Below are 12,108 nucleotides of genomic sequence, written 5' to 3'. Positions count from 1 at the left end.
GGATCGGGGCGGCACTCTTCACCGCTCCGGAATGCCGTATTTCCGCAGCTTGTTGGCGATCATGGTGTGCGAGGTGTTCAGCCGCGCCGCCAGCTTGCGGCTGGATGGGAAGCGGGGGTAGAGCCGCCGCAGCAGCGTCCGCTCGAACCCGTCCACCGCATCCTCCCAACTACCGGCATCCTCTGCCGGCAGTTCGGCTGCTTGCATGCCGGCGCCGGCCAGCTCCAGATCGGCGGCATCCAGCGTGCCGCCGTCGCTCATCGTCACGGCACGGAAGATGACGTTCTCCAACTGCCGAACATTGCCCGGCCAGCGGTTGGCGAGCAGCGCCGCCGCCGCCGCCGGGGTCAGCCGGCCGGGCGGGCGTCGGGCCTGCGCCGCGGCGCGGGCGATGAAATGGCGGGCCAGCAGCAGGATGTCCTGTCCGCGGTCGCGCAGGGGCGGGACGTCCAGCGTCAGCACGTTGAGGCGGTAGAACAAATCCTCGCGGAAGCTGTGGTCGGCGACCATTGCCTCCAGCGAGCGGTGGGTGGCGCTGATGACGCGGACATCCACCTTCTGCTCGCGCTCGCCGCCTACCCGGCGGAAGCTGCCGTCATTGAGGAAACGCAGCAGCTTGGCCTGGAGATAGGCCGACATCTCGCCGATCTCGTCGAGGAAGACGGTGCCGCCATGGGCCAGTTCCAGCAGGCCGGGCTTGCCGCCGCGTTGCGCCCCGGTGAAGGAGCCGGGGGCGTAGCCGAACAGCTCGCTCTCCGCCAGATTCTCCGGCACGGCGGCGCAGTTCAGTGCCAGGAATGGCTTGTCCCGGCGCGGGCTGGCGCGATGGCAGGCGTGGGCGATCAACTCCTTGCCGGTGCCGGTCTCGCCCAGGATCAGCAGCGGCGCCTCCATCGCGGCGACGCGTGCGGCGCGTGCCTTCAGCGCCCTGACCGGCGGCGATTCACCGAGGATGCGGTCGAAGCCGCCCTCGTCGAAATTCTGGATGGCGTCCAACCGCTCGCCGAGGCGCGACGGGGTGAACAGGGTGATGACGGCGCCTGCCGCCTCGACATCGACGATGGGCGTCACCTCCAGCAGGAAGGGCTGGCCGTTCAATGTGACCTCGCGCCCCGACATGCGGAAGCCGCCTGCGGTCAGCTCGCTCGTCAGGCCCGGTTCGCCGAACAGCACGCCGAGATCGAGGCCGGCGAGGCGCGACTCCGGCAGTCCGGCGACCTGGGCGGCGGCCGCACTCGCCACCACGACACGGGCCGCACGGTCGACCGCCAGCACCGGGTCGGGCAGGGCGGCGAGCAGCGCATCCAGATGCAGCCGCCGCCGCGTGCCCGGCAGCATGTCGATGGCCGCCACCGACCGTACCCCTGCAATGCCCTGCAGCGCGTCGGACAGGGCGGGCAGGGCCGCCGGATCGAGGCCGGGGGCGTCGATGTGGATCAGCGGCGGGTCGACCTCGACCCCGACCACATTGAGCCGGCGCAACGCCAGCACGGCGAGGATCTCATGGGCGATGCCGACGCGGTCGGTGAAGGTGACTTCGATGCGCATGGGCTTGCCGGTGGCAATGGGGACGACCGGCACTCACTGTACACATATCGTTACGCCGTATCAAAATCTTTACACCGCTTCAAACCGTTGATCTTCAACATCTCAGACCGGATAGACCGCCTCCCTGTAAACATATCCATACACCCCATCACCCGCTGGTCCGGCTGCATTGCAGCAAATCCGCCATTTCCAGGATTGGCATGGTGTTTGCGATCCATTCATCCAAGCGAAGTCATCCATCCCTAGGGGGAGCCAGTCTCATGCGCGTGATCGTTCTGGGCAGCGGCGTCATCGGTGTCACCACCGCCTATTATCTGGCGCGCGCCGGGCATGAGGTGACCGTGATCGACCGTCAGGCCGGTCCGGCGCTGGAGACCAGCTACGCCAACGCGGGCGAGGTGTCGCCGGGCTATTCCGCTCCCTGGGCGGCGCCGGGGTTGATGCTGAAGGCCGCCAAGTGGATGATGATGAAGCACTCGCCGCTGGTGATCCGGCCGAAGCTGGATCCGGCGATGTGGTCCTGGTGCCTGAAGCTGCTGGCCAACGCCAACGAGGCGAGCTACCAGCTGAACAAGAGCCGCATGGTCCGCGTCGCCGAATACAGCCGCGACTGCCTGAAGGCGCTCCGCGCCGAGACCGGCATCACTTATGACGAGCGCACACAGGGCACGCTGCAGGTCTTCCGCACCCAGAAGCAGATGGACGCCGCCGGCTACGACATGGCGGTGCTGGAGCGCTACGGCGTTCCCTACAGCCTGTTCGACCGCGACGGCCTGACCTCGGTCGAGCCGGCTCTGGCCCATGTGAAGGACAAGCTGGTCGGCGCGCTGCATCTGCCGGGCGACGAGACCGGCGATTGCTTCCAGTTCACCAACAAGCTGGCCGCCTATGCCGCCAAGCGCGGGGTGGAGTTCCGCTACGGCGTCTCCATCCGCGGGTTGGAGAGCGACGGCCGCAAGATCACCGGGGTGCTGACCGACCAGGGCACTCTGACCGCCGACAGCTACATCGTCGCCATGGGCAGCTATTCGCCCAAGCTGGTGAAGCCGCTGGGCATCGACCTGCCGGTCTATCCGGTGAAGGGCTATTCGCTGACCCTGCCGATCACCGACGCCGCCCATGCCCCGGAATCGACGGTGATGGACGAGACGCACAAGATCGCCGTTACCCGCCTCGGCGACCGCATCCGCGTCGGTGGCACGGCGGAACTGTCGGGCTTCGACCTCAGCATGCGCGCGAGCCGCCGCGGTCCGCTGGACCATGTGGTCAGCGACCTGTTCCCGAAGGGCGGCGACCTGTCGAAGGCGGAGTTCTGGACCGGCTTGCGCCCGAACACCCCGGACGGCACGCCGATCCTGGGGACGACCAATGTCCGCAACCTCTACCTCAACACCGGTCACGGCACGCTGGGCTGGACGATGTCCGCCGGTTCCGCCCGCGTGCTGGCCGACGTGGTCAGTGGCCGCCAGACCGAGATCGACATGGAAGGCCTCGGCGTCGACCGCTATGGCCGCAAGCCGTCGGTGGCGGTGTCGCGCCCGGCGGCGGTGCGTCCGGCCTGACCTGGGCTGGCCTGACCCTGGCCTGCCTGATTTGAATATGTGACCCGCGCCGCACGGCGGACGCGGGTCATCGCCAGCTCGAGAAGGGCGGCGTCGGTGATCTCGGCCCCATCCAGCCGATGTCGCCCACGCCGCCCTTCGCATTTCTCCACCCGGTGGCCGAGGCGCCTGAGATGCAGGATCGCCTCGTAGAGGCGGGTTGGCGGTTCCGCTGTGGGACGGGCCGTCACGGATGGACCACCAGGACGACCAGCCTCTTCGGCCCGTGGACGCCATAGGCCAGGGTCTGCTCGATGTCGGCGGTCTTGCTGGGACCGGACACCAGCAGCACGTTGGTCGGCATCGCCTGCGCCCATCCCTGCTCGCGCATGGCTTGCAGGAAGGTGTCGTAGAGGGCATCCGCACGCAGCAGCGCGATGTGGATGTGCGGCACCAGCGACAGGGTGCGCGGTTCCTCGACCGTCGGCCATAGGATCAGGCTGCCCGTCTCGGCGATGGCGCCGCGGGTGGTGGTCAGGCCGGCTTCGATTGTGTCGAACAACTGGGGTTTGAGGTCTTCCAGCGGGCGGTCGTAGGGGATCAGGGCGGTGGAACCCGTGCCCCACCCCTCGACCAGCCGCGTCCCCGCCTCCGTCGCCGGCGCATAGACCAGCGACCCCACCCCTTCGCGCGCCAGGAACTCGCGCAGCACCGCCGGCCAATCGGCCTCGGTCGCGTCGAGAAACTCGGTATGCACCGCCTCCATCAGGCGGCGGATGCGGGGCAGCCGCTCCTCCTCCGCCCAGCGCTTCGCCTCGATCGGCGCGAAATCCGAGGCCGGCGGGGTGAGCGGGTGGGCGTCGCGCGTCCTGCGCAGTTTCGTCAGGATCGAGTTGCGGGCGTCAGACATCGGGAACCCCCTTGGCGCGGGCGAGGTCGTGCAGGGTGCGGCCGGCAAAGCGCGGCTTGGTGCGGACGTTCGTCCACTCTTTCAGCATCGGCAGAGACGACGGCGCCGCATTGCCGAGTTTGCTCATCGCCAGCGTGGCGACGCGGTAGGCGGTTGGCGAGGCGTTCATCGCCGCCCAGCCGCTCCATACCATCGCTTCCGTCCGGCTGGCCTTGGCGCCGCCGTCCTTCACCGCACCGCTGGGCTTCACTGCCTCGACCCGCAGCCGTCCCATGATCTCGACAATGGGGATCTTCACCGGGCAGATTTCGACGCAGGCGTTGCACATGGTGCAGGCATGGGGCATGGCGCCGCGCTTCTCCAGCCCCTCGATCTGTGGCACCAGGATCTTGCCGATGGGGCCGGGATAGGGGGCCTCATAGGCGTGGCCGCCGACCTTGGTGTAGACCGGGCAATGGTTCATACAGGCGCCGCAGCGGATGCAGCGCAGCGTGTCGCGCAGTTCCGGGTCGGCGTAGATGCTGGAGCGGCCATTGTCGAGGATGACCAGATGCACCTCGCGCGGGCCGTCCTTCTCGCTTGGCCGGCGTGGACCGGAGATCATGTTGACGTAGGTGGTGATCGGCTGGCCGGTGGCGGAGCGCGGAAGCAGGCTGATGACCGGCGTTACGTCCTCCAGCTTTTCCACCACCTTCTCCAGCCCCATGAAGGCGATGTGGACCGGCGGCACCGTGGTGCACATGCGGCCGTTGCCTTCATTCTCGATCAGGCAGAGGGTGCCGGTTTCCGCCACCGCGGCGTTGACGCCGGACATGCCGACATCGGCGGCCTGGAACTTGGCGCGCAGAACCCGGCGGGCAAGGTCGGTCAGGTAGGCCGCGTCCTCGCGGCTCTCAGCGTCCTTGATCTTGCGCTTGAACAGATGGGCGATCTGCTTGGTGTTCAGGTGGATCGCCGGCATGATGATGTGCGACGGCATGGTGCCGTCAAGCTGCACGATGTATTCGCCGAGGTCGCTTTCCAGCACCTCGATACCGTCCTTTTCGAGAACGGCGTTCAGGTGCATCTCCTCCGTAACCATCGACTTGCCCTTGACCACCAGCTTGGCGTCGACCCGGTGCAGGATGTCGAGGGCGATGGCGTTGGCCTCCGCAGTCGTGGCCGCCCAATGGACGGTGATGCCGTTGCGGGTGCAGTTTTCCTCCAGCGTCTCCAGCAGTTCCGGCAGCTTCGACAGGGCGCGCAGCCGGACCGAGGCGGCCAGCGCCCGCACACCGGTCCATTCGCCGGCATCGGCGAACTGCGCGGCGCGCTTGCTCATCAAGCCATCCATGGCACGGCGGAAATTGCCGCGCAGCTGCGGGTCGGCCAGCGCCGTGCGCGAGGCGGCGGCGAAATCCGGTGCGTTACCGTCCATGGATGCGCTCCTTCAGGAACTCGGCGATGTGCTGGCCGCGTGCGGCCTTGGCGCCGGCCTCCAGCGCGCCGGTGATGTTCAGCAGGCAGCCGCAGTCACCCGACACCACCCGGGCGGCGCCGGTGCCCTCGATGTCCGCCACCTTGTCGCCGACCATCGCGGCCGAGATCTCCGGATGGCGCACGGCGAAGGTGCCGCCGAAGCCGCAGCATTCCTTCTCCCGCTTCAGCTCGACCAGCTCGACATTGGCGAGCTGGCGCAGCAGCGCCTTCGGTTCCTCGACCACGCCCATCTCGCGCTGGGCATGGCAGGAGGCGTGCCAGGTGACGCGCACCGGCTCGCCCTTGTCTGCCAGCCGGACATCCAGCGCATGGACCAGGAACTGGGTCAGTTCCCAGACGCGGGCCGCCACCTGCACCGCCTTGGCCTCGTCCGGCTCGCCGTGGAACAGGTCGGGCCAATGCTTCTTCATCATGCCGGCGCAGGAGCCCGACGGCACGACGATGGGATCGTCGCCGGGGAACAGGTCCAACTGGGCGCGGGCGACCTTCAGCGCGTCGGCGCGGTAGCCGGAATTGTAGGCGGGCTGGCCGCAGCAGCTCTGCCCCTGCGGGAAGACGACGGTCAGGCCCTGCGACTGCAACAGCTCGATCCCCGCCATCCCGGCATCGGGAAAGAACAGGTCGACGAGACAGGTGCCGAAGTAATAGACGCGGGCGGGCTTGGGGATCGCGGACATCGGGCGCTTCCTCAGGAATAATCTTGTCGGCGGGCGTCGTTCAGAAGGCCGGTTCGGCCACCCTCGCCTTCTCCTCCACCTTCGCCGTCGCGCAGGCGTCGACCAGATAGACGATGGAGCGGTAGGGCACGCCCGCCTTGTCGGACAGGCCGATCTCGCAAGTGCGGCTGGTGGAGTAGCCGGACGCGCAACCCTCCGGCACCGTGGCCGGCAGGTGGCGGAGCGCATGGGCGTTCAGTTCCGGCGTGGTGAAGCCCTTGTCGCCGGCGAAGCCGCAGCAGCCGACATCGGGCGGCACCACCACCGTCTCGGCGCAGGCCTTCGCCACCGCGGTCAAGGCGCCGTCCAGGCCCATCCGGCGGGTGGAGCAGGTCAGGTGCAGCATCACCGGCTCGGCCGTCTTCGCGATGTCCAGGCGGGGCAGGGCGAACTCGCCGAGGAACTCCGCCACGTCGAGGATGCGCAGCCCCGCGTCGGTCAGCCGCTTCTTCAGCCGCAGGGCGCAGGGGCTGGTGTCCATCACCACCGGGTAGAGGCCGCCCCGGCTCGCCTTCGACAGCGCCGCCAGCATGGCGTCGGCCTTGGCGTCGGCGGCCTCGATCAGCCCCTTGCTTTCCAGCGGCATGCCGCAGCACTGGCCGTCAGCCGCTTCCGGATAGAGGATGCGGAAGCCGGCCTTGCGCATCACCGATTCGACGACCTCGGGCAGCGGGCGCTGCTGCGGATCGCCGACGGCCGGGCCCATGGTCCGGCTGACGCAGCTGGGGGCATAGACCACCGTCGGCACGTCGTCGTCGGTGATCGCCTCCGCCTTTGGCGAGAAGGTCGCGGCGGTCGGCAGGCTGCGCGGCAGCGAGGGCAGTCCTCCGCCGGTCAGCACGCGGGCCGCGGCTTCGGCCACGCCATGCCCGAGCGTGCGGCGGGCAAGATCGGCCAGACGCAGGCCGGTGCGGGCGAGGCCCAGCGTCCCTTCCATATGGTCGGCGACCAGCGCGCCCGCCTTGCGGGCCACGGCGCCACGGCGCTCGCCGCGCATGGACTTGATCAGAAGCCCGGTCTCGATCCCCACCGGGCAGGCGGTGGCGCACAGGCCGCAGGCGGCGCAGGTGTCGATGCCCTGGTAATCGTAGGCGGCGCCGATCTCGGCCAGACGCCCGGCATCGTCACCGGCGGTCTCCAGCCGCGCCATCTCGCGCCGGCCGACGATGCGCTGGCGCGGCGACAGGGTGAGGCGGTGGGACGGGCAGGTCGGTTCGCAGAACCCGCACTCGATGCAGGTGTCGACCAGCGGGTCGGCCGGCGGCAGCGGCTTGAGGTTTTTCAGGTGGGCCTGCGGGTCGCCGTTCAGGATGACGCCCGGATTCAGCAGCCCGTCGGGGTCGAAGAGATCCTTGATCTCCTTCATCAGCCCATAGGCCTGCGGACCCCATTCCATCTCGACGAAGGGAGCCATGTTGCGGCCGGTGCCGTGCTCCGCCTTCAGCGAGCCGTCGTAACGGGTCACCACCAGTTCCGCGACATCGTCCATGAAGCGGCGGTAGCGGTCGATCTCCGCCTGGGTGTCGAAGGCCTGGGTGAAGACGAAGTGCAGGTTTCCTTCCAGCGCGTGGCCGAAGATGATCGCCTCGCGGTAGCCGTGGCGCTCGAACAGCGCCTGCAGCTCGCGCGTCGCCTCGGCCAGCCGGGGCAGGGGGAAGGCGACGTCCTCGATGATGACGGTGGTGCCGGTCTGGCGGATGGCGCCGACCGCCGGGAACAGGCCCTTGCGGATCTTCCAGAAGCCTTCGCAGGCCTTGGCGTCGGTGGTGAAGCTCGTATCGCCGATGGTGACGTAGCCGGCCAGCACCGCGGCGATCTCCGCCACGTTGGAGTCCAGCGCCGCGGCGCTCTCGGCGCGGGTCTCCACCAGCACGGCCGCCACCTCGGGGCCGAAGCCGCGGATCTGCGGCGGCATGCCCGGCTTGTCCTGGATGGAGCGGAGCGAGGCGCGGTCCATCAGCTCGGCGGCGTCGACCGGGGCGGCCTTCAGCAGGGCCACCGCGCGGCAGGCCTCGGCGATGTTGGGGAAGAACAGCAGCGCGCTGGCCTTGTGCGGATGCTCCGGCACGGTGCGCAGCGTGATGGCGGAGATAAAGCCCAGCGTGCCTTCCGACCCGATCATCAGGTGCTGGAGGATGTCGACCGGGTCCTCGTAATCCACCAGGGCGTTCAGACTGTAGCCGGTAGTGTTCTTGATGCGGAACTTGTCGCGGATGCGGGTCGCCAGCGCCTCGTCGGCGCGGGTGCGGGATCCCAGCGCCGCCAGCCGGTCGAGCAACCCGCCATTGCTTCGCTGGAAGTCACGGCGGCTGGCCGCATCCGCGGTGTCCAGCACCGTGCCGTCGGCCAGCACCAGCCGCATCGACTCCAACGTGCGGTAGCTGTTCTGCGCGGTGCCGCAGCACATGCCGCTGGCGTTGTTGGCGGCGATGCCGCCGATCTTCGCCGTGGCGATGGAAGCCGGATCGGGGCCGATCTTGCGGCCCAGCGGGGCGAGGCGGCGGTTCGCCTCCGCCCCGATCACGCCGGGTTGCAGGGTGACGGTGGCTGCGGCCGGGCCGATGGTGCAGCCCCGCCAGCCGTCCCCCAGCACCACCAGCACGCTGTCGCTGACCGCTTGGCCCGACAGGCTGGTGCCGGCGGCGCGGAAGGTCACCGGCACGCCGTGCCCGCGGGTGATGCGCAGCAGCCGCACCACCTCCTCCTCCGTTTCCACCAGCGCCACGATCTTCGGGATCAGCCGGTAGAAGCTGGCGTCGGTGCCGTAGGCCAGCGTGCGCAGCGGATCGGTGACCAGCCTTGCCTGCGGGATGACGGGCTGAAGCTCGGCCAGCACACGGTCGTAAGGGGCGGGCAGCATTGGCGGCGGCTCCTGCTTGGGGGAGGAGGACGTGGAAGTGGAGGGATCGGCCGCTGAGCGGCCGATCACCACAGGCCGCTTAGCGGCCGATGACCATGGCGGTGAAGGGCCAGAGATAGGCCTGCGCCATCACCAGCAGGCCGACCAGCGCGGTCAGCGCCAGCGAGTGCCAGATGACGAAGCGCAGGATCTTGCCCTCATGTCCATGCCACTTGGTAGCGACGGCGGCGACGACGATGCTCTGGGCATCGATCATCTTGCCCATCACGCCGCCGGAGCTGTTGGCGGCGGCCATCAGCGTCGGCGGCAGGCCGAGCTGTTCCGACGACACCTTTTGCAGGCTGCCGAACAGAACGTTGGATGCCGTGTCCGACCCGGTCAGCGCCACGCCGAGCCAGCCCAGAAAGGTGCCGAAGAACGGGTAGAGGAAGCCGGAGTTGGCGAAGGCGAGGCCCAGCGTGGTGTCGAGGCCCGAGTAGCGGGTGGTGTAGCCGAGCGCCAGCATCGCCGAGATGGTCAGCAGCGAGTTGCGGATGGCGTAGAGGGTGCGGCCATAGGTCTTCACCATCTCGACCGGCGAATAGCCCATCAGGAAGCCGGAGATGACGGCGGCGATGAAGATGCCGGTGCCGGTAGCCGACAGCCAGTTCAGCGTGAAGACGGCGGCCTCCGGATGGGCCTTGGCCACCACCGGGGGGACGCGCATCACCATGTTGTGCAGGCCGTCGATCGGGAACTTGAAGATCGACACGCCGTCGAGGAACGCCTTGACCTCCGGGATGCCCCACAGGAAGACCAGCACGCTGAGGATCGCCCAGGGCATCCAGGCGCGGCGGACTTCGGCGGCGCTGTAGCCGTGGCTGCGGCGCGCCTCGCCCTGGACCACGGCGGCGCCGACACCCTGCGTGAGCGCGGACGCCCCGCCGGCGGTGTGCCAGATCGCCTTCGGGTGCCAGACCTTCAGGAACAGGGTGACCGAGACCAGCGAGACGATGGCGGCGGCGACGTCCACCAGCCAGGGGCCGTGGTAGTTCGACACCAGATATTGCGGCACGGCGAAGGACACGCCGGCGACCAGGATGGCGGGCCAGATCTGGATCATGCCGCGCCAGCCAGCGAAGGCGACGATCAGCCAGAAGGGCACCAGGACCGAGAAGAAGGGCAGCTGCCGACCGATCATCGCCGACAGGTCCAGCAGCGGCAGGCCGGTGACCGCCGCCAGCGCCAGCACCGGCGTGCCGAGCGCGCCGTAGGCGACCGGGGCGGTGTTGGCGATCAGCGACAGGCCCGAGGCTGCCAGCGGGGTGAAGCCCAGACCGATCAGCATGGCGCCGGTCACGGCGACCGGGGTGCCGAAGCCGGCGGCACCCTCGAAGAAGGCGCCGAAGCAGAAGGCGATCAGCAGGAGCTGGAGCCGGCGGTCGTTGGTGATGCCGGTGATGCTTTCCTGCAGGATCTTGAACTGACCGCGCTGCTCGGTCAGGTGATAGAGGAAGATGATGTTGACGACGATCCAGCCGATCGGCAGCAGACCGTAAGCCGCACCCAGCAGCGCGGTTCTTCCCGCCATCGCCACCGGCATGCCGAACACGGCGACGGCCACCGCCAGCGCGGTCGCCAAGCCAGCCAAGGCCGCGCGGTGCGCCTTCATGTGGAAGATGCCGAGGCCGCCCAGCATCACCAGGACCGGCAGCGACGCGAACAGCGTCGACAGCCAGATGTTGTTCATCGGGTCGTAGACTTGCGACCAGCTCATCGTCAGGGGTCTCCTTCTCGGGGAGTGATGTCGGTCCGAACGGTGTCCCGAGAGAGGGTTGGCCTTGTTTTGGCCGCACTCGACCCTGCCCGCGCCTGGAGGACGGCGCGGGAGGAAGGCCGGATGTTCGGCAAAGCTGAGGCGTTCACCGCCGCCGGGGTCTTGCGGCCCCGATGCTCGCGGTGCGGATGCGCCCTTGCGGGTGCTGGTCCGTCCTGTCCCGGTACGTTGTGGATGCACTTTCCGCCCCGGCCGGTTTGGGGAAAACCCCTTGCCATTCCGGCGGCGATGGACATCTCTTATCCATACGGTGCGTGTTGGATAAAATATTTTACCAGACTGTGCAATGGCTGAATTGTTTGTCAGCCGACCAACTTTGGTAGGGGGGTGCGACCCTGCCGTTCGCCGCCGCTCTGGACGCCTGTTCCGTCCATCGCTATTGAAGAGGGTCGGGACGTACAGGGAGAGGCCGCCCACCCAATGCAGGGGACGATCAAACCGGCCAAGCTGGCCGACGCCATTGCCGAGCATCTGGAACGGCTGATCCTGGAAGGCGCACTGCGTCCGGGGGAGAAGCTGCTTGCCGAACGCGAACTGGCGGTGAAGCTGGATGTGTCGCGCCCGTCGCTGCGCGACGCCATCGCCAAGCTGGAGGAACGTGGTCTGCTGGTCAGCGGGCGCGGCGGCACCCATGTCGCCAGCTTCCTGTCGCAGATCGCCGATCCGCTGATGACGCTGATGCGCAACAAGCCGGACGCGTCCTTCGACTATCTGGAGTTCCGCCGTTCCATCGAGGCGGCGGCGGCCGGCTTGGCGGCCCAGCGGGCGACCGATCTCGACCGCGACGGCATCCGCGAGATCGTCGCCCGCATGCAGGCCGCCCATGGCAAGGACGACAGCTCCGAAGAGGCGGATTCGGACGCCGACCTGCATCTGGCGATCTACGAGGCGGCGCACAACGTCGTCATGTTGCACATCATGCGGACGCTGTCGGACCTGCTGCGCAACGACGTGTTCTACAACCGCACCGACCTCTATTCCCGGCCGGGCGTGCGCGAGTTGCTGCTGCAACAGCATCTGGCCATCGCCAATGCGGTGCTGGACGGCGACGCGGCGGCGGCGAGCGCGGCGGCGGAGGCCCATGTGGAATTCACCTTGCAGACCCTGCGCGAGATCCGCGAGCACAATGCCCGCGTCCAGGTCTGGCTGCGGCGGATCGGGCGGACCGACCTGATCGACAGCGGGGTGTAGAGGAGCCGGACCGCTCCGGATCTCTGCCCGGCGGGGCGTCATGGCGA

Annotated in this window: 9 protein-coding genes; 2 read left to right on the top strand and 7 right to left on the bottom strand. The window is 68.5% G+C overall.

All coding sequences use genetic code 11. The annotated features are described in order from the left end of the window. Window positions 1-18: 18 nt before the first annotated feature. On the bottom strand, window positions 19-1,548 hold the full coding sequence (locus ACWPN3_RS13275; protein ID WP_492239601.1) for a sigma 54-interacting transcriptional regulator: 1,530 nt from the start codon (window positions 1,546-1,548) through the stop codon (window positions 19-21). Window positions 1,549-1,808: 260 nt separating this feature from the next. Between ACWPN3_RS13275 and ACWPN3_RS13270 the strand changes: the two genes are divergently transcribed. Then, complete coding sequence (locus ACWPN3_RS13270; RefSeq protein ID WP_492239602.1) at window positions 1,809-3,110, top strand: D-amino acid dehydrogenase; 1,302 nt, start codon at window positions 1,809-1,811, stop codon at window positions 3,108-3,110. On the opposite strand, the gene ACWPN3_RS13265 is transcribed toward ACWPN3_RS13270, so the two are convergent. The 6 genes from ACWPN3_RS13265 to ACWPN3_RS13240 all read right to left on the bottom strand — a co-directional run bounded on the left by ACWPN3_RS13265 (window position 3,053) and on the right by ACWPN3_RS13240 (window position 10,810). After that, entirely contained in the window at window positions 3,053-3,340 is a 288-nt protein-coding gene (locus tag ACWPN3_RS13265) for a hypothetical protein (RefSeq protein WP_492239603.1), read from the bottom strand. The genes ACWPN3_RS13270 and ACWPN3_RS13265 overlap by 58 nt on opposite strands. After that, window positions 3,337-3,999 carry a LutC/YkgG family protein gene (locus ACWPN3_RS13260; protein ID WP_492239604.1) on the bottom strand — a complete coding sequence of 221 codons (663 nt, stop codon included), beginning with the start codon at window positions 3,997-3,999 and terminating at the stop codon, window positions 3,337-3,339. Before ACWPN3_RS13260 ends, ACWPN3_RS13265 begins: the two co-directional genes overlap by 4 nt. After that, window positions 3,992-5,416, bottom strand: coding sequence for a LutB/LldF family L-lactate oxidation iron-sulfur protein (locus ACWPN3_RS13255; RefSeq protein ID WP_492239605.1), 1,425 nt, complete (start codon window positions 5,414-5,416; stop codon window positions 3,992-3,994). The genes ACWPN3_RS13260 and ACWPN3_RS13255 overlap by 8 nt, the downstream gene beginning before the upstream one ends. After that, window positions 5,406-6,155 (bottom strand): (Fe-S)-binding protein, encoded by a 750-nt coding sequence (locus tag ACWPN3_RS13250; protein WP_492239606.1) that lies wholly within the window; start codon window positions 6,153-6,155, stop codon window positions 5,406-5,408. Before ACWPN3_RS13250 ends, ACWPN3_RS13255 begins: the two co-directional genes overlap by 11 nt. A 40-nt stretch (window positions 6,156-6,195) precedes the next feature. Further along, window positions 6,196-9,054 carry an FAD-binding and (Fe-S)-binding domain-containing protein gene (locus ACWPN3_RS13245; protein WP_492239607.1) on the bottom strand — a complete coding sequence of 953 codons (2,859 nt, stop codon included), beginning with the start codon at window positions 9,052-9,054 and terminating at the stop codon, window positions 6,196-6,198. 79 nt (window positions 9,055-9,133) lie between these two features. Continuing rightward, the gene (locus ACWPN3_RS13240; protein WP_492239608.1) at window positions 9,134-10,810 is read right to left on the bottom strand and encodes an L-lactate permease; all 1,677 of its coding nucleotides are present in this window, start codon (window positions 10,808-10,810) and stop codon (window positions 9,134-9,136) included. Between the two features lie 480 nt (window positions 10,811-11,290). Between ACWPN3_RS13240 and ACWPN3_RS13235 the strand changes: the two genes are divergently transcribed. Continuing rightward, complete coding sequence (locus tag ACWPN3_RS13235) at window positions 11,291-12,061, top strand: FCD domain-containing protein (protein ID WP_492261474.1); 771 nt, start codon at window positions 11,291-11,293, stop codon at window positions 12,059-12,061. The last annotated feature ends 47 nt before the right edge of the window (window positions 12,062-12,108 follow it).

This window comes from Azospirillum sp. UENF 111221, assembly GCF_058780625.1.
The sequence above is the reverse complement of the archived record's forward strand: the minus strand, read 5'-3'. Positions and strand labels throughout refer to the sequence as shown.